Raw genomic sequence first — 17473 nt, forward strand, 5'->3', positions numbered from 1 at the left:
CGTCAGGCCACCTTCGCGGCCTCGGCGAACGCGACGCGCGCCGCGGCCACGGTGCGCGCCACGTCGTCGTCGGTGTGGGCGGTGGAGAGGAACGCCGCCTCGAACTGCGAGGGCGGCAGGTAGGCGCCGTGCTCGAGCATGGCGTGGAAGAACGCGCCGAAGCGGCGGGTGTTGCAGGCGCGGGCGGTCGCCGCGTCGAACACCGGCTTGTGCGAGAAGAACACGGTCAGCATCGAGCCGACGCGGTTCACCTGCACCGGCACCTTCGCCTCGGCCGCGGCGGCGGAGAGGCCGTCCGCGAGCGCGGCGGAGAGCGTCTCGAGCTTCCGGTAGGCGGCCTCGGTCATGAGCTTCAGCGCGGCGTGGCCCGCGGCCATCGCCATCGGGTTCCCGGAGAGCGTGCCGGCCTGGTAGATGGGCCCGGCCGGCGCCACCCGGTCCATCACGTCGCGGCGGCCGCCGAACGCGCCCACCGGCAGGCCGGCGCCGATCACCTTGCCGAAGGTGACGAGGTCGGGGCGCAGGCCGTACAGGCCGCAGGCGCCGCCCGAGGAGAGGCGGAAGCCGGTCATCACCTCGTCCACGATGAAGAGCGCGCCGTGCTTCTTGCAGAGGTCGTGGACGCCCTGGAGGAAGCCGGGGCGGGGGACGAGCACGCCCATGTTGCCGACCACCGGCTCGAGGATCACCGCGGCGATGGACGCGCCCTTCGCCTCGAACACCTTCTCGAGCGCGGGGAGGTCGTTGTACGGCGCCGTCAGCGTGTGACGGGCCACGTCCGCCGGCACGCCGGGCGAGTCGGGGAGGCCCAGCGTCTCGACGCCGGAGCCGGCCTTCACCAGCAGCGGATCGCCCGCGCCGTGGTAGCAGCCGTCGAACTTCACGATGTCGTCGCGCCCGGTGAAGCCGCGCGCCACGCGGATGGCCGAGGTGGTGGCCTCGGTGCCGGAGGAGACGAAGCGCATCTTCTCCACCCAGGGCATCCGCTCGCGCACCAGCTCGGCGAGCAGGATCTCGCGCGGCGACGGCGCGCCGAAGGAGGAGCCCTCCTTCATCGCGTCCTGCACCGCGCGCATCACCTCGGGGTGGCAGTGCCCGACGATCATCGGGCCCCAGGACAGCACGTAGTCCACGTAGTCGTTGCCGTCCACGTCCACGATGTGCGAGCCCTTGGCGCGCGCGATGAAGCGCGGCGTGCCGCCCACGCCCTTGAACGCGCGCACCGGGCTGTTCACGCCGCCCGGGAACAGGTCGTTCGCCTTCTCGAACAGCTTCTGCGACAGCTCGGTCTTCATGGTCCCTCCCGCGGGGCCGGCTTCGCCGACCCCTTGTCGAACGCCGCGGCGCGGTCGCCGGGCCGGGCCGTTCCCGCCCGCGCCCGCCGCTCGCGCACCGCCTCGATGTTGGTCCGGATCGCGTCCGGGTTCGGGTGCCCCGGCAGCGCGAGCGCGTAGAGCTCGAGCGCGCGGTCGAGGTCGCCGGACTGCGCGTGGATCTGGGCCTGCGCCTCGAGCGCGCGCGCCTTCACGTCCGGGCGCGAGCGCCGGTCCACCAGCGCCTGGAACGCGCCCAGCGCCTCCTCGTCGCGCCGCTCGAGCGCCCAGGACTGCGCGGTGAGCAGCTGCGCCTCGTCGGCCAGCTCGTGGGTGGGCCACTTCTCGCGCAGGATGCGCGCCTCGGTGCGCGCCTGCTCCCAGCGCTTCAGCGCCAGGTACTCGCGCGCCACCTCGAGCTGGTAGCGCGGCGCGTCCGGCGAGTCGGAGCCGGCCACGTCCGCGTACTGGGTGATGGCGGCGAGGTGGTCGCCGTAGCGATCCCGGAAGATGTCGCCGAGCCGGCCGCGCGCCTCGTGCGCCTCGGGGCCGCCCGGGTGGAGCGAGATGATGCGCCGGTAGTAGGCGAGCGCGCTCTGGTAGTCGCCCAGCTCGAGGTACGAGACGTCGCCCGCGAACTTGAGCGCCTTCCAGCGCACCTCGGCGTCGGCCTTGCCGAGCCGCCCCTCGCCCAGGTCGGCGAGGAGCTGCTGGTAGCCGGCGAGCGCGCCGCGCGGATCGCCGGCGTGGCGGAGCGCGGTGGCGGCCTCGAGCTTGCGCTCGGCCGAGCTGCAGCCGAGGACGAGCGCCGCGGCCAGCGCCGCGGTGGCCCAGCGGAACCGGGGCGACCTCACCCCTGCTCCTCCGGCCCCTCCCCGCCCTCGCCACCCTCGCCCGGCGCGTCGCCGGCGTCGCCGCCCTCGTCCTGGGGCGCGGTCTCCACCGGCGCGGCGCCCTCCGGCTCCTCGCGCACGCCCGCCTCCTCGGCCTCGGGGGTGGTCTCGGCGACGCGCGCCACGCCCACCACCTGCTCCTCCTTCGACTCGAGCGTGATGAGCCGGACGCCCTGCGTGTTCCGGCCGATGACGCTGATCCCGCGCGCGGGCATGCGGATGAGCATGCCGGCGTTCGTGATGAGCATCACCTCCTCGGCGTCGCCGACGGGGGCCGCCGCGACCACCGGGCCGTTCCGCTCGGTGGTCTTGATGGTGATGAGCCCCTTGCCGCCGCGGGTCTGCACCCGGTACTCGGCCAGCTCGGTGCGCTTGCCGTAGCCGTTCGCGGTGACGGTGAGGACGGTGTGCGCCTGCTCGCCCTCGGCGGCCGCGGGGATGGCGGCGCCGGCCACCACCTCGTCGCCCTCCTCGAGCGTGATGCCCTTCACGCCGTAGGCGGTCCGCCCCATGGGCCGGACGTCCGACTCCTCGAAGCGGATGGCCATGCCGCGCGCGGTGGAGAGCAGGATGTGGCCGCCGCCGTCGGTGAGGCGCGCCGTGATGAGCTCGTCGCCCTCCTCGATGCCGAGCCCGATGATCCCGGCGGCGCGCGGGCGCGCGAACTGCTCGAGCCGGGTCTTCTTGATGAGCCCCTTGCGCGTGACCATGAACACGAAGGCGGGGGGGCCCTCGGCGGTGGCCTCCTCGGCCTTCTCGGCCTCGGCGCCCTCGGCCTCCGGCGTCTCCTCGGCGGCGCCGGCCGGCTCGGGCAGCCGCCGCACCGGCAGGATCGCGGCGACCTTCTCGCCGGGCGCGAGCTGCACCAGGTTCACGATGGGCTTGCCCTTGGCGGTGCGGCCGGCGGGCGGGATCTCGTGGACCTTCAGCCAGTAGACCTTCCCCTTGTCGGAGAAGACGAGCAGGTAGCTGTGCGTCGAGGCGACGAACAGGCTCTCGAGGAAGTCCTCGTCGCGGGTGGCGGCGCCGGTCTTGCCGCGGCCGCCGCGCTTCTGGGCGCGGTAGAGCGACACCGGGTTCCGCTTCACGTAGCCGAGGTGCGAGACGGTCACGACCATCTCCTCCTCGGCGATGAGGTCCTCGGTGGAGAGGTCGGTGGCCTCGCCCTGGATCTCGGTGCGGCGCTCGTCGGCGAAGAGCTGCTTCACCTCCCGCAGCTCCCCGACGATCAGCTCCATCAGCACCTTCTCGGAGGCGAGGATCTCCTTCAGCCGGGTGATGAGCTTCTGCACCTCGGCCAGCTCGTCCAGGATCTTCTGGCGCTCCAGGCCGGTGAGCCGCTGGAGCTGCATCTCCAGGATGGCCTTCGCCTGGAGCTCGGAGAGCGCGAACCGCGCCATCATCTCGTCGCGGGCGGCGTCGCGGTCCTTGGCCTTCTTGATGAGCTCGATGATCTCGTCGATGTGGTCGAGCGCGATCTGGTAGCCGAGCAGGATGTGCTCGCGCTCGCGCGCCTTGCGCAGCTCGTAGCGGGTGCGCCGCGTGACCACGTCGCGGCGGTGCGCCACGAAGCGCTCGAGCATCTCCTTCAGCGTGAGGACGCGCGGCTGCCCGCCGTCGATGGCGAGCATGATCACGCCGAAGCCCATCTGCATCTGCGTGTGCGCGTACAGGTTGTTGAGGACCACCTGGGCGAGCGCGTCGCGCTTCAGCTCGATGACGATGCGCATGCCCTCGCGCGAGGACTCGTCGCGCAGGTCGCTGATGCCCTCGATCCGCTTCTCGCGCACCAGCTCGGCGATGTGCTCGACCAGCTTCGCCTTGTTCACCTGGTACGGGATCTCGGTGACGACGATGGTCTCGCGCTCGGTCTTCGGGTGGATCTCGACCACCGTGCGCGCCCGCACCTGGATGGTCCCGCGCCCCTTCTCGTAGGCGGCGCGGATGCCGTCGCGGCCGCGGATGATCCCGGCCGTGGGGAAGTCCGGGCCCGGGATGAACCGCATCAGGTCGAGGACGGTGGCCTTCGGGTTCTCGATGAGGTGGACGGCCGCGTCGATCACCTCGCCCATGTTGTGGGGCGGGATGTTGGTGGCCATGCCCACCGCGATGCCGGCCGACCCGTTCACCAGCAGGTTCGGGAAGCGGGTGGGGAGGACGCGCGGCTCGAGGATCGACTCGTCGAAGTTCGGGCCCCAGTCGACCGTGTCCTTGTCGATGTCCGCGAGCAGGTGGTCGGAGAGCCGCTCCAGGCGGCACTCGGTGTACCGGTAGGCCGCGGCGGGGTCGCCGTCCACCGAGCCGAAGTTGCCCTGGCCGTCGATGAGCGGGTAGCGCAGGTTCCAGTCCTGCGCGAGGCGCACCAGCGCGTCGTAGACCGAGGCGTCGCCGTGCGGGTGGTACTTCTTCAGCACCTCGCCGACGACGCCGGCGCACTTGGAGTAGCGCTTGTTGTAGTGCAGCCCCTCGGTGTGCATCGCGTACAGCACGCGGCGGTGCACCGGCTTCAGGCCGTCGCGCACGTCGGGGAGCGCGCGGCCGATGATCACCGACATCGAGTAGTCGAGATACGACTTGCGCATCTCCTGCTCGATGTTGACCTGCGGGCCCCCGGGCGGCGGCGGAGGAGGCGGCGGCGCGGGCGCGTCGGGAGGGGTCGGGGGCAGGGTGTCTTCGGGCATCGGCGGGCTCGCGGCCAGGCGGCGCGCGGAGCGTGTGCGACCGCTCCGCTGGGAGGGGTGGTTTTATCCGATTCCCCTTGGAGATTCAATGCGTTTGCCGCGCTGCGGCGGGGCGCGACCGCCGCCGCGGCGCCAGGGCGCGGAATTCACGGTGCGTGCGCCGCGCGAGGGGCGCCGCGGGCCGAACACGGCCCGGAAACGGCGACGGGGAAGGCGCCGGAGCGCCTTCCCCGCCGTGGGAAGCCCGTTCGCGTCGCCTAGCGGCCCGCGACCGTGAGCCGGGCCGCGGCGCGGCGCACGCGCGCCGACTCCGCCGAGTGGCCCTCGTCCTGCTCGGTGAGCTGGAGCAGCCGGTTCTGCGCGTCCTCGAACGCCTTCCGGGCGCGGTCCACGTCGATCTCGCCGGCCGCCTCGGCGGTGTCGGCGAGCACGATGACGCGGTTGTCGGCGACCTGGAGGAACCCGCCGCCGACGGCGTAGTGGTGCTCGCGCCCGCCCTCGACGTAGGTGAGCCGGCCGGGCTCGAGCGCGGTCATGAAGGGCTCGTGGTTCAGCCGGACGCCGAACCCGCCCTGCACGCCGGGCGCGCGGACCTCGTCCACCTGGACCGAGAGGACCCGCTTCTCCGGCGTGACGATGTCGAGAGTCAATGCCATTGTGCCGACCGTCCTGAGCCTGTCGAAGGACTACCCCGCGGTGAGCTTCTTGGCCTTCTCCACCGCCTCCTCGATCCCGCCGACCATGTAGAACGCCTGCTCCGGCAGGTCATCGTGCTTGCCGTCCACGATCTCCTTGAAGCCGCGGATCGTGTCGGGGAGCTCGACGTACTTGCCCGGGTTGCCGGTGAACTGCTGGGCGACGGTGAACGGCTGGGAGAGGAAGCGCTGGATCTTGCGGGCCCGCGCCACGGTGAGCTTGTCGTCCTCGGAGAGCTCGTCCATGCCGAGGATGGCGATGATGTCCTGCAGGTCCTTGTAGCGCTGCAGGGTCTCCTGGACCGCGCGGGCGACGGCGTAGTGCTCCTTGCCGACGACGTTCGGGTCGAGGATTCGCGAGGTCGAGTCGAGCGGGTCCACCGCGGGGTAGATGCCGATCTCGGTGAGCTTGCGGTTCAGCACCGTGGTGGCGTCGAGGTGCGCGAACGCGGTCGCCGGCGCCGGGTCGGTGAGGTCGTCGGCGGGCACGTAGATGGCCTGCACCGAGGTGATGGCGCCCTTCTGCGTGGAGGTGATGCGCTCCTGCAGCTCGCCCATCTCGGTGGAGAGGGTGGGCTGGTAACCGACGGCCGACGGGATGCGGCCGAGGAGGGCGGACACCTCGGAGCCGGCCTGGGTGAACCGGAAGATGTTGTCGATGAAGAGCAGCATGTCGCGGTTCTCGACGTCGCGGAAGTACTCCGCCACGGTGAGCGCCGAGAGGGCGACGCGGGCGCGGGCGCCGGGCGGCTCGTTCATCTGCCCGTACACCAGCACGCACTGGCTCTTCGACAGGTCGTCCTTGTTGATGACGCCCGCCTCGATCATCTCGTGGTAGAGGTCGTTGCCCTCGCGGGTCCGCTCCCCCACGCCGCCGAACACCGAGAAGCCGCCGCGCTTCTTCGCGACGTTGTTCACGAGCTCCATCAGCAGCACGGTCTTGCCCACGCCCGCGCCGCCGAACAGGCCGATCTTGCCGCCGCGGAGGTAGGGGGCGAGCAGGTCGATGACCTTGATGCCGGTCTCGAAGGACTCGACCTTCACGTTGAGGTCGGTGAGCAGCGGGGCCGAACGGTGGATGGGGAGGGTCTTCGTCGCGGCCACCGGGCCGCGCTCGTCCACCGGCTCGCCCACCACGTTGAGGATGCGGCCCAGCACCTCCTGGCCCACCGGCACGGAGATGGGGGCGCCGGTGTTCTTCACCGGCATGCCGCGCACCAGGCCCTCGGTCGAGTCCATCGCGATGCAGCGCGCGGTGTTCTCGCCGAGGTGCTGCGCCACCTCGATGACGAGGTTGTCCTGGCGCTCGTCCACGCCCGGGTTCGTGACCTTGAGCGCGGTGTAGATGTCGGGCAGCGTGCCGGGCGGGAACTCGACGTCCACCACCGGGCCGATGACCTGGGTGATCCTGCCGTTCTCGACGTTCGTAGCGGTAGGCATGTCTTCCTTTCGGGGGCGGATGCTAGAGCGCCTCGGCGCCGCTCACGATCTCGCTCAGTTCCTTCGTGACGTAGGCCTGGCGCGCCCGGTTGTACTGGAGGCTGAGCGACGCGATCATCTCCTCGGCGTTCTTGGTCGCCGACTCCATCGCGCTCATCCGCGCGCCGTGCTCCGACGCCGCGGACTCGAGCAGCGCGCGCCACACCTGCATCGCCACGTGGCGGGGCAGGAGGTCGGCGAGCAGCGCCTCGCGGGAGGGCTCGTACCGGAAGTCCACGCCGGCGGTGTCCGCGCTCGCGGCCGAGGTGTCCACGGGGAGCAGCTGCACCACCGCCTGCTTCTGCGAGATGGCGCTCTTGAACTCGTTGTAGGCGAGGAACACCGCGTCCACCTCGCCGGCGAGGTACCGCTCGGTGGCCTCGCGCGCGAGCGCCTCGGCCTTCTCGTAGGCGAGGTTCGCGTGGATGCCCGTGTAGTCCCTGCGGATGGGCAGGTTGCGGGCCTTGAAGTACTCGCGGCCCTTCTTCCCCACCGTGGCGAGCGCGATCCGCTCGAACCGATCGGCGTTCTCGGTGAGGAACCGCTGGACGAAGCGGCAGATGTTGGAGTTGAAGCCGCCGGCCAGGCCGCGGTCGCTGGTGACGACCACCACCTCGGCGGTGCGCTGCGCGCGCGGCGCGAGCAGCGGGTGGGCCACCTGCTCCTCGGCGGCGGCGCGGGCCGCCAGCCGGGAGAGGGTCTGGTCCAGCAGCATCGCGTAGGGCCGGGTCTTGAGGACGGCGTCCTGGGCGCGGCGCAGCTTCGCCGCGGACACCATCTTCATGGCCTTGGTGATCTGCCGCGTCGAGCGGACCGAGCCGATGCGGGTGCGGATGTCGCGAAGGGAGGGCACGGGAGCCTCGTTCCTCGGGCGCTAGCCCTCGATCTTGAAGATGCCGGCGAACTCCGTGAGCGCGGCGTCGAGATCCTTGCGGATGCCGTCGTCGAGCGCCTTCTTCTCGGCGATCGCCTTGGCGATGCCGGGGTGCCGGGCGTCGAGGAACTCGAGGAGCTCCGCCATGTAGCGGACGACCTGCTCGGTCGGGACCGAGCGGATCCAGTTGTGGCCGCCCGCGTCCTTCTGCGTGCCGGCGTAGATCTGGATGACCTGCTTCTCGACGGACAGCGGCGCGTACTGGCCCTGCTTCAGCAGCTCCACCAGGCGCTCGCCGCGGGCCAGCGTCTCCTGGGTGGCCTTGTCGAGGTCGGAGCCGAACTGGGCGAACGCGGCCAGCTCGCGGTACTGCGCGAGGTCGAGCTTCAGCGAGCCGGCCACCTGCTTCATGGCCTTGATCTGCGCGGAGCCGCCGACGCGGGACACCGAGATGCCGACGTTGATGGCCGGCCGGACGCCCTGGAAGAACAGGTTCGACTCGAGGAAGATCTGGCCGTCGGTGATGGAGATGACGTTCGTCGGGATGTACGCCGACACGTCGCCGGCCTGCGTCTCGATGATGGGGAGCGCGGTCAGCGAGCCGGCGCCCTCCTTGTCGGAGAGCTTGGCGGCGCGCTCGAGCAGGCGGCTGTGGAGGTAGAACACGTCGCCCGGGTACGCCTCGCGGCCCGGCGGGCGGCGGAGCAGCAGCGACAGCTGGCGGTACGCCACGGCCTGCTTGGAGAGGTCGTCGTAGATGATGAGCGCGTGGCGGCCGGAGTCGCGGAAGTACTCCGCCATGGTCACGCCGGTGTACGGCGCGAGGTACTGCATCGGCGCCGGGTCGGAGGCGCTGGCGGAGATGACCGTCGTGTACTCCATCGCGCCGTGCTTCTTGAGCGTGTCCACCACGCGGGCGACGGTGGACTGCTTCTGGCCGATGGCGACGTAGAAGCAGTAGAGGTTGTTGCCCTTGTTGTTGAGGATGGTGTCGATCGCCACCGCGGTCTTGCCGGTCTGGCGGTCGCCCAGGATCAGCTCGCGCTGGCCGCGGCCGATCGGCACGAGCGCGTCGATCGCCTTCAGGCCGGTCTGCATCGGCTCGTGCACCGACTTGCGCTTCACGATGCCGGGGGCCTTGATCTCGATCTTGCGCTGGTGCTTCGCGTTGAGCGGGCCGCGGCCGTCGATCGGGTTGCCGAGGCCGTCCACCACGCGGCCGAGCAGCTCCTCGCCCACCGGCACCTCGGCGATGAGGCCGGTCCGCTTGACGGGGTCGCCCTCGCGGATGTGCTCGTAGGGCCCCATGATGGCGGCGCCGACGTTGTCCTCCTCGAGGTTGAGGACCAGGCCACGGATGCCGCCCGGGAACTCGAGCAGCTCACCGGCGGCGGCGCCGGCGAGGCCGTAGATGCGGGCGACGCCGTCCGCCTGGCTCAGGATGGAGCCGGTCTCGGCGACCTCGACCTTCTTCCCGTAGTCCTTGATCTGCTCGCGGATGATGCGGCTGATCTCGTCGGCGCGGATTTCCATCGGATCGGTTCTCCGGGGCGCTGCTGGTGTGGTGAGCGAGTTCGTTACTGCTTCAAGGTCTTGCGGAGGTCCTCGAGCTGCGTCCGCAGCGAGCCGTCGTAGACGAGGCTGCCGACCTGGGCCACGACGCCGCCGAGGAGCGCCGGGTCCACCGCGCGATCGAGGAGGACCGTCGCCTTCGTCGCCTGCGAGAGGCGGTCGGCGATGGCCTGGGCGGCCTGCGCGTCGAGGGGCACCGCGGAGGTGACCCGGGCGCGGAGGCGGCCGAGGTGCTGGTCGGCGAGCGCGCGGAAGGTGTCCACCACCGCCGGCAGGTAGGCGAGGCGGTTCCGGTCGCCGAGCAGGAAGAGGAGGTTGGCCGGCTCGCGCTCGAGCTTCAGCGCCGAGGCCAGCTTCTCCACGATGGCCCGGCGCTGCTCCTTCGAGTAGACCGGGTTGGACAGGACGTCGCGCAGATCGGGGGAGCCTTCGACGGCGTTCTTCAGCACCTGGAGCGCGTCGTTCCACGGTTCGACGCGACCCTGCTCGACGGCGAGGCTGAAGAGCGCCCGGGCGTACCGGCGGGCGATGGAACCCATGAGCATAAGAGGACGCGCTCCGTAGCATGTCGCAGGCGCCCCGGTCAAGTACGTCCCGGCTTTAGTCCGTGGACTTTCGCGGGGTTCGGGCCTCCGTTTGACACCCTGAACCGTCGACTTACGTTCCCCGAGCCAAAAAGGAGGTCAAAAATCATGGCGATGCTGACCAGATTCGAGCCCTTCCGTGACCTGGCGAGGCTGCAGGACGAGATGAGCCGCATGTTCGGCGAAGACCGCCTGTACCGCGCCGGCGAGTCGGTGGGCTGGACGCCCGCGTGCGACATCTACGAGGACGAGGAGTCGGTGACGCTCCGCTTCGAGCTGGCCGGGGTGGAACCGAAGGACGTGGAGGTCCGCTTCGAGAACGGCGTGCTCACGCTGCGGGGCGAGCGGAAGCTCGAGCACGAGGAGAAGCGGGAGAACTACCACCGCGTGGAGCTCGGCTACGGCACCTTCACCCGGTCCTTCACGCTCCCGGGCACCGTGGACGCGGAGCACATCCGCGCCGAGGCGAAGAACGGCGTGCTGGCGGTGACGCTGCCGAAGCGCGCCGAGGCCAAGCCGCGCGCGATCCAGGTGAAGGTGACCTGAGCGAAGGGGGCTGCGTTCGCCGCGCGGGAGCCTGCGCGCGATCGCACATCGGTAGCCGCAAAGGAAAAGCGGGCCCCTCCCGGAGCCCGCTTTTCTCATGCCCACGGTCTGACGCGCCGCGTTACGGCTTGACGGCCGCGACTGCCGGGGCCGGGGCCGGGGCGGCCTTCGACGCGTTCTTGTCGAGCGCCTCCATCTTCGACTGACCCTCGAAGATGACGCCCTTCTCGACCATGAGCGACGGGGCCTCGATGTTGCCCCGCATCTTGGCGGGATGGTGCAGCTCGACCGCGTTCTTCGCGCGGACGTTGCCGTTGATCTCGCCGTGGACGATCACCGTGCCGCAGGTGATCTCGGCGGACACCTTGGCGCCCTCGCCGACCACCAGCACGTCGTTGGTGACGATGGTGCCGGTGAACTTGCCGTCGATGCGGACGGTGCCTTCGAAGGTGAGCTTCCCTTCGAACTCCGAGCCGCGGCCCAGGAGGGCGTTGAGATCGCCGGACGCAGCCGGGATGGAGGTGAGTTCTTCGCGCTTCAGCATGGCCATGGAATGCGGCTCCTCGTTCCTCGATGGCTTCGTGGGCGTGTCTTCAGCCGGGCCGGACACGCCGTCAGACGGCGCGTCCTCCCTCAGCTTGCTCCAGAAGGACATCCTTCCTCACAGTGGTACTGGATCGGCCGTCGCCGGCCCAGGCTCGACGTCCCTTGAACCGGGGACGTCGAACCCTACTGTTACGCTCCGATCTTTGCCAGTATTCCGTCGAGTTCGTCGAGGGAGGTGTATTCAACCTCGAGCTTCCCGGCGACCGCAGACTTGGGGACGACGCGGCACCGCGCGCCCAGCCGGCGCTGCAGCCGGTGCGCAAGGTCGCGGATCGCCGGGCTGTCGGCGGGGGGATCGGCAGGCCCCGCCTTCGACGGCTTCTTGGAGAGGCTCCGCACGAGCGCCTCGGTGGCGCGCACCGACAGCCCCTCGCGGATGGCCCGCTGCGCGATCTTGCGGATCGCCTCGGCGTCCTCGAGGCCGAGCAGGGCGCGGGCGTGGCCCATGTCGAGCTGGCCGCCGCGGACCGACTCCCGCACGTCCTCGGGGAGCTTCAGCAGCCGGAGCGCGTTCGCGACGGTGGAGCGCTCCTTGCCGACGCGCGTCGCGATCGCCTCCTGCGTGAGGCCGTGATCGGACTGCAGGACCTCGTAGGCCTCCGCCTCCTCGATCGCGTTCAGGTCGGCGCGCTGGAGGTTCTCGACGAGCGCGAGCTCGAAGGCCTCGCGGTCGGTCGCCTCGCGCAGCACCGCGGGGACCTCCTTCAGCCCGGCGCGCTGGGCGGCGCGCCAGCGGCGCTCGCCGGCCAGGATCCGATACCGGGCACCGTCCTTGCGGACCAGGATCGGCTCGACGATCCCGTGCTGCCGGATGGAGGCCGCCAGCTCCTCGAGCTTCGCGTCCTCGAAGCGCTTGCGGGGCTGCTCCGGGTTGCGCTCGATGGCCTCGACGGGAAGCGTGAGGAGCGTCCGCCCCGGGACGGCGGGCGCGGGCGCCGCCACCGCGCTGGGCGGGGGCGGGGCGTTGGACAGCAGCGCGGCCATGCCGCGCCCGAGCGCTGGGCGGCGCTTCTCGGCGATGCTCACGCGAGACCTCCCTCTGCGCCGAAGCGGGCGGCGACCTCGCGCGCGAGCTCGAGGTAGCTCTGACACCCCTTCGACGTCACGTCGTAGAGCAGGATCGGCTTCCCGTGGCTGGGCGCCTCGGAGAGGCGCACGTTCCGCGGGATCACGGTGCGGAACACCTGGCTCGCGAAGGTCTTCCGGATCTCGTCCGCGACCTGGTTCGCGAGGTTGTTCGGCGAGAACATCGTGAGGACGATGCCGTCCACGGTCAGGCCCGGGTTCGCGGCGGCGCGCACGAGCTCGATGGTCTTCAGCACGTCGGCGAGCCCCTCGAGCGCGTAGTACTCGCACTGGAGCGGGATGATCACGCCCTGCGCCGCCACCAGGCCGTTCAGCGTGAGCAGGCCGAGCGACGGCGGGCAGTCGATGACCACGTACTCGTAGCTCGACGCGAGCGTGTCCACGGCGCGCTTCAGGCGCGACTCGCGCGCGTCCAGCTCCGCCAGCTCCAGCTCGGCCCCCACCAGGTGGCGCGAGGCGGGGACGAGGTCGAGGAACTTGAGCTCGGTCTTGCGAACCGCCTCCGAGAGCGGCTGATCGTCGAGCAGCACCTCGTAGATCGACTTCTCCGACTCGTCGCGGCGGATGCCGAGCGCGCTGCCGGCGTTCCCCTGCGGGTCCACGTCCACGAGCAGCGTGCGGTGCTCCGCGGCCGCGAGCGACGCGGCCAGGTTGACGGCGGTGGTGGTCTTGCCGACCCCGCCCTTCTGATTCGCGATGGTGAGGATGCGGCCCATGCGCCCTGCTTCCACGGGGGCGATGCCCCCAGCCGACGTCTCGTCCAAGAAGAGTTCCCTCGTTGCGGTTCCGGTGTCCCGATCCGGGACGGTGCCGAGGGACCATGCCCCAGCCCTCTGACACGGGGGTTCCACGTGGAACGTCCGCGCCCCCCGGGGCCGCCGGCCCTGACCCTGTTCCACGTGGAACACGCCCGCGGCGGCGGTGCCGCCGTTCCACGTGGAACACCGAGTCGTGTCCGGGAAGTCCGGCGACGTCGGCCGGCCCTTCGACTCCGGCGAGCCTGCGCTCAGGGTGAGCGGACATTCCCGCTCTCCTGGATCATCCTCTCGCCGTGAGCCTGTCGAACCACGAGCGGAGGCCCGCCGTGGAGGCGCGACCGCCTACTTCCGCTGCCAGCGGGCAACCGCCCGGGCGGCGTGCGAAACGGGCAGCTCGTAGACGTCCAGGCCGACGAGCGTCAGCCCCTCGGCCGCGCCGGCGGCGTCGAGCGCCGCGCGGTCCACCTCGCGCCCGAGCATGGCGAGGAGCGTCCCGCCGTCGGCGAGGTAGCGGGCGCCGAGCGGCACCCAGCGATCCGGATCCGCGAGCGCCCGCGACACCACCGCGTCCGCGCGCGGCAGCCCCTCGCGCTCCGGGTGGCCCTCGGCCCGCACGGCCACCCCGCGGACCCGCAGGTCGAGCTCCGCCGAGACCGCCTTCACGAAGGCGATCTTCTTCGCCACGCCGTCGCAGCAGGTGACGGACAGGTCGCGGCGCACGCACGCGAGCGGGATGCCGGGCAGTCCCGCGCCGCTCCCCACGTCGAGCAGCGTCCGGGCGCCGGCCACGAACGGAAGGAGCACCAGGCTGTCCACCAGGTGCTTCTCGGCGAGCTCCGCCGGCGCCGTGATGGCGGTGAGGTTGACCTTCCGGTTCCAGGCGAGGAGGCGGTCGGCGTAGCGCTCGAGGAGCGCCCGCGCCGCCGCGTCCACCGGGAGCCCGAGCGCCTCGATCCCGCGGGCCAGCGCCTCGTGGAAGGCCGCGTCCATGGCGGCGGCTAGGCCTTCCGGCCCCGCCGGCCGATGGCCGCGTCCACCTCGGCGAGGTGCTCGGCGAGGAACGCCTCGACGTCCGCGTCCTCGAGCCCGAGGTCGCGCAGCACGCCCTCGTAGACGAACTTGAAGCCCTCCCGGTACTGGTCGTCCTGCAGCGCGAAGGAGCGCCGCAGCACCGCGGCGGAGAAGAGCCGCTCCTCTCGCGTCTTCTCCTTCGCCAACGGCTACTCCTTCGCCCCGCGCTTCGCCGGGATCACGAGCAGCTGGCGGAAGATCCCCTCGCCCTCGCTGCGCGTCGAGACCTCGCCGCTCGCGACCAGCGCGAGGTGGATCTGCCGCCGCTCGCGCGGGCTGATGGGCGCGACCGCCAGCACCTCGCCCATCCGCACCGCCGCCGCCGCCAGCCGCGCCGCCATGGCCTCGACCGCCGGGTCCCCCTCCTCGCGGAAGCCGCCCACGTCGAGGTTCACCCACTTGCGACCGTCGGAGCGCGGGTTCACCACCCGGTTCACGAGGTACTGCGCCGCCTCGACGAGGGCGGACGAGAGCTCGAGCTGGTTCCCGGCGGCGGGCGTGACGGCGACGCCGATGGCCTCCGGCGTCTCCTTCACCTCGACCGCCACCTCGCCGCCCATCCGGCGGAACAGCTCCTCCAGGAACGACCGGGCGGCGGCCACCTTCTCGGGCGCCTCGCGCGGCGGCGGCGCGCCCTCCCTCGGCTGCCTCTCGTCCATGGCTCCTCCGCTACTTCCCGGCGGCCGGGGTGGGCGCCGCCCGCTGGTGCTTCATCATGAGCTGCTGCTGCACGATGGAGAGCAGGTTGTTGACGAAGATGTAGAGCGTCAGGCCGCCCGGGACGAACAGCATGATGACCGTGAAGAACCCGGGGAAGAAGTAGAGCATCATCTTCGCCTGGGCGTTGTCGGCCGGCTGCGGCGAGAGCTTCTGCATCACGAAGCTCGAGATGCCCATGGCGATGGGCAGGATGAAGTACGGGTCGTGCGCGGTGAGGTCCTTCATCCAGAGGAACGGCTCGCGGTACAGCTCCACCGAGGTCTGCAGCGCGGCGTAGAGCGCGAACCACACCGGCATCTGCAGCAGCATGGGCAGGCAGCCGCCGAGCGGGTTCACCTTGTGCTTCTGGTAGAGCTGCATCACCGCGAGGTTCATCTTCTCGCGGTCGTCGCCGAACTTCGCCTTCAGCTTCTCGATCTCCGGCTGCAGCTTCCGCATCTCGTTCATCGACTGCATGGACTTGTACGTGAGCGGGAACAGCACCAGCCGGACGAGGACGGTGAGCAGGATGATGGCGACGCCCCAGTTCCGGACGATCGCCTCGAGCCAGCGCATCACGTAGAGCAGGCCGCGCGCGAACAGCGCGAAGAACTTCGCCACCGCGCCGTAGTCGATGGCGCTCTCGAAGCCGCGCCCGTAGCCGCGGAGCGTGTCGAGGTCCTTCGGGCCCGCATACACGGTGAGTGACAGCTTGCGGGCGCCGCCCTCCACCGGGATGGCGAGCGCCGCGACGCCGGCGCCCTTCACCGGTCCGCGCGCGAACGTGCAGGTGCCGACGGGCTCCGCCGGCAGCACCGCCGCCACGAAGTAGTGCTGGTCCACGCCGGCCCAGGACACCTGGCCCTCGAGCTTCTCCGGCGCGCCCTCCTTGGCGAGGTCGAAGCGCTCGGTGGTGGTGCCGGCGCGGCAGACCGGCCGCACGAAGTCGAGCGGCGGGCCGGAGAAGATGCCGCCGCTCTTCGTGTCCGGCGGCATGAAGGCGGGGTAGAGCACGCCCACGGTGCCGTTGCCGGCGCCGCCGGTGAGCTCGACGTCGAGCGCGAGCTCGTAGGGCTTGCCGGTCACGCGGAACGTCTTCCGCGCGGCGAGGTTCCCGACCCGGCCCTCGAACGTCACCGAGGACGCGTCCTTCGCCACGATCCGCATGGGCGCGCGCGCGCCCGGATCGGCCGTCACGTCCGCCGCGCCGCCCAGCTCCGGCGACGCCGAGAGCGAGAGCGGGTAGGGCTGGCCAGCAGTCACGTGGACGAGGTCGATCTGCACCTCGCGGTCCTTCTCCTGCTTGCGGAACTTGTCGCCCTCGAGCTGGAGGCTCTTCAGCGCCCCGCCGTACGTCGTGAGCGTCGCCTCGAAGCCCTTGCCGGCGAGCTTCACCGTCTCCTCCGGCGCGTCGGGGGGCGGCGCGGGGACCGCGGGCGCGGCGGCGCCGGGCGCGGGCGCCGCGGGGGCCGCCGGCTTCGCGACCTCGGCGGCCGGCGTGGGCGCGGGCTTCGGCGGCGTCTTCTTCGGGAAGATCACCTGCCAGAGGATCAGGATGCCGACCGACAGCACGGTCGCGAGGAGGATGCGGCGATTGTCAGGACCCAAGGTCTACCTCTTAGGGGTCAGTTCCGGCACGGGATCGACTCCCCCGGGATGGAACGGGTGGCAGCGGCAAAGGCGGCGCACGGTCAGCCACGAGCCGCGCAGCGCGCCATGGCGCTGGAGGGCGGTGACCGCGTACGCGGAGCAGGACGGATAGAAGCGGCAGGCCGGCGGCAGGAGCGGCGAGACGAGCCGCTGGTAGATGCGGACGAGCAGCACCAGGGCGCGCCGGATCACGCGCCGCCCCCGGGCGCTGCCCCGAGCGCGCGGCCGGCCGCCGCGAGCGCGCGGCGCGCGCCGTCGAGGCCCATCCGCAGTGCGGCGGGGCGGGCGATGACGACCAGATCGACGGGGGGGAACTCGGGGCGGATCTCACGCCAGGCCTCTCGGACCCAGCGCTTCACGCGGTTCCGCTCGACGGCGTTTCCAACCTTCGAGGACACCGTGATCCCGATCCTCGGCCGGGGCGATCCGGAGACGAGCGCGAGGACGAGCACGTCTCCGGAGTACAGCCGCCTGCCGTGCTGCTGGACCTGGAGGAACTCTCGACGGCGCCGCAGCCGCGCCGCCTTCGGCAGCCTCACCTCGGCCGCTACTTCTTCGGCGCGCGCGTGGTGAGGCGCTTGCGGCCCTTGGCGCGCCGGCTCTTCAGGACGTTTCGTCCGCCGGGGGTCTTGGAACGCTTGAGGAAACCGTGGGTGCGGTTCCTCCGCTGCTTCTTCGGTTGATAAGTCCGCTTCATGGCGCGGCAAACTCCCCGATCGCTCGCGCGATGTCAAGGTTTCCGCGCACTTCGGGCCTCCGGGCGCTTCCGTCACAGGATCGCCTCCGGGGCGTCGCCGGAAACCCGCGTGCTTTCGCCGACGATCAACTCGGCCTTGATCCGCGCGGCGAACCTTCGATAACTTCCGCGCCCGCACCACGAGCCCGCCCGACTCCTCGCAGACCGAGCGAAGAGTGGAGCCGCAGACTCCCAGGAGCCTGCGGACGGGGGGCATTTTCGCGTTTTTT

General features: G+C 71.2%; 19 protein-coding genes. 1 reads left to right on the top strand and 18 read right to left on the bottom strand.

Going from position 1 to position 17473, the window contains the following annotated elements:
- Positions 1-2: 2 nt before the first annotated feature.
- The 8 genes from hemL to atpH all read right to left on the bottom strand — a co-directional run bounded on the left by hemL (position 3) and on the right by atpH (position 10052).
- The gene (hemL, locus tag ADEH_RS22425) at positions 3-1295 is read right to left on the bottom strand and encodes a glutamate-1-semialdehyde 2,1-aminomutase (protein WP_011423389.1); all 1293 of its coding nucleotides are present in this window, start codon (positions 1293-1295) and stop codon (positions 3-5) included.
- Positions 1292-2167 (bottom strand): tetratricopeptide repeat protein, encoded by an 876-nt coding sequence (locus ADEH_RS22430; RefSeq protein WP_011423390.1) that lies wholly within the window; start codon positions 2165-2167, stop codon positions 1292-1294. The genes hemL and ADEH_RS22430 overlap by 4 nt, the downstream gene beginning before the upstream one ends.
- Positions 2164-4887: a DNA gyrase subunit A gene (gyrA, locus tag ADEH_RS22435; RefSeq protein ID WP_011423391.1), complete on the bottom strand. Its 2724-nt coding sequence runs from the start codon at positions 4885-4887 to the stop codon at positions 2164-2166. The genes ADEH_RS22430 and gyrA overlap by 4 nt, the downstream gene beginning before the upstream one ends.
- A gap of 257 nt (positions 4888-5144) precedes the next feature.
- Entirely contained in the window at positions 5145-5543 is a 399-nt protein-coding gene (locus tag ADEH_RS22440; protein WP_011423392.1) for a F0F1 ATP synthase subunit epsilon, read from the bottom strand.
- A 30-nt stretch (positions 5544-5573) separates the two neighbouring features.
- Complete coding sequence (atpD, locus tag ADEH_RS22445; protein WP_011423393.1) at positions 5574-7022, bottom strand: F0F1 ATP synthase subunit beta; 1449 nt, start codon at positions 7020-7022, stop codon at positions 5574-5576.
- Positions 7023-7044: 22 nt separating this feature from the next.
- Positions 7045-7914: an ATP synthase F1 subunit gamma gene (atpG, locus tag ADEH_RS22450; protein ID WP_011423394.1), complete on the bottom strand. Its 870-nt coding sequence runs from the start codon at positions 7912-7914 to the stop codon at positions 7045-7047.
- Positions 7915-7935: 21 nt separating this feature from the next.
- Complete coding sequence (gene atpA / locus ADEH_RS22455; RefSeq protein WP_011423395.1) at positions 7936-9468, bottom strand: F0F1 ATP synthase subunit alpha; 1533 nt, start codon at positions 9466-9468, stop codon at positions 7936-7938.
- A gap of 44 nt (positions 9469-9512) precedes the next feature.
- Positions 9513-10052 (bottom strand): ATP synthase F1 subunit delta, encoded by a 540-nt coding sequence (atpH, locus tag ADEH_RS22460; RefSeq protein WP_041453782.1) that lies wholly within the window; start codon positions 10050-10052, stop codon positions 9513-9515.
- Positions 10053-10205: 153 nt separating this feature from the next.
- On the opposite strand from atpH, the gene ADEH_RS22465 reads away from it, so the two are divergent.
- Positions 10206-10637: an Hsp20/alpha crystallin family protein gene (locus ADEH_RS22465; protein WP_232287390.1), complete on the top strand. Its 432-nt coding sequence runs from the start codon at positions 10206-10208 to the stop codon at positions 10635-10637.
- Positions 10638-10758: 121 nt separating this feature from the next.
- Here the strand turns inward: ADEH_RS22465 and ADEH_RS22470 are convergent, their stop codons facing one another.
- The 10 genes from ADEH_RS22470 to rpmH form a co-directional block, all read right to left on the bottom strand.
- Positions 10759-11187, bottom strand: coding sequence for a bactofilin family protein (locus ADEH_RS22470; protein ID WP_011423398.1), 429 nt, complete (start codon positions 11185-11187; stop codon positions 10759-10761).
- Positions 11188-11372: 185 nt separating this feature from the next.
- On the bottom strand, positions 11373-12269 hold the full coding sequence (locus ADEH_RS22475) for a ParB/RepB/Spo0J family partition protein (RefSeq protein ID WP_011423399.1): 897 nt from the start codon (positions 12267-12269) through the stop codon (positions 11373-11375).
- Positions 12266-13045, bottom strand: a complete 780-nt coding sequence (locus tag ADEH_RS22480; protein WP_041453783.1) for a ParA family protein — start codon at positions 13043-13045, stop codon at positions 12266-12268. Before ADEH_RS22480 ends, ADEH_RS22475 begins: the two co-directional genes overlap by 4 nt.
- A gap of 384 nt (positions 13046-13429) precedes the next feature.
- Positions 13430-14077: a 16S rRNA (guanine(527)-N(7))-methyltransferase RsmG gene (rsmG, locus tag ADEH_RS22485; RefSeq protein ID WP_011423401.1), complete on the bottom strand. Its 648-nt coding sequence runs from the start codon at positions 14075-14077 to the stop codon at positions 13430-13432.
- An 8-nt stretch (positions 14078-14085) separates the two neighbouring features.
- The gene (locus ADEH_RS22490; RefSeq protein WP_041453784.1) at positions 14086-14304 is read right to left on the bottom strand and encodes a hypothetical protein; all 219 of its coding nucleotides are present in this window, start codon (positions 14302-14304) and stop codon (positions 14086-14088) included.
- A gap of 3 nt (positions 14305-14307) precedes the next feature.
- Positions 14308-14817 (bottom strand): protein jag, encoded by a 510-nt coding sequence (locus ADEH_RS22495; protein ID WP_011423402.1) that lies wholly within the window; start codon positions 14815-14817, stop codon positions 14308-14310.
- Between the two features lie 10 nt (positions 14818-14827).
- The gene (gene yidC, locus ADEH_RS22500; protein ID WP_011423403.1) at positions 14828-16465 is read right to left on the bottom strand and encodes a membrane protein insertase YidC; all 1638 of its coding nucleotides are present in this window, start codon (positions 16463-16465) and stop codon (positions 14828-14830) included.
- Positions 16466-16468: 3 nt separating this feature from the next.
- On the bottom strand, positions 16469-16699 hold the full coding sequence (gene yidD, locus ADEH_RS22955) for a membrane protein insertion efficiency factor YidD (protein ID WP_011423404.1): 231 nt from the start codon (positions 16697-16699) through the stop codon (positions 16469-16471).
- Positions 16696-17046, bottom strand: coding sequence for a ribonuclease P protein component (rnpA, locus tag ADEH_RS22505; protein ID WP_011423405.1), 351 nt, complete (start codon positions 17044-17046; stop codon positions 16696-16698). The genes yidD and rnpA overlap by 4 nt, the downstream gene beginning before the upstream one ends.
- 8 nt (positions 17047-17054) lie before the next feature.
- The gene (rpmH, locus tag ADEH_RS22960; RefSeq protein ID WP_011423406.1) at positions 17055-17204 is read right to left on the bottom strand and encodes a 50S ribosomal protein L34; all 150 of its coding nucleotides are present in this window, start codon (positions 17202-17204) and stop codon (positions 17055-17057) included.
- Positions 17205-17473 lie beyond the last annotated feature (269 nt).

Origin of the sequence: Anaeromyxobacter dehalogenans 2CP-C (assembly GCF_000013385.1) — a bacterium.
GTDB classification, from domain to species: domain Bacteria; phylum Myxococcota; class Myxococcia; order Myxococcales; family Anaeromyxobacteraceae; genus Anaeromyxobacter; species Anaeromyxobacter dehalogenans_B.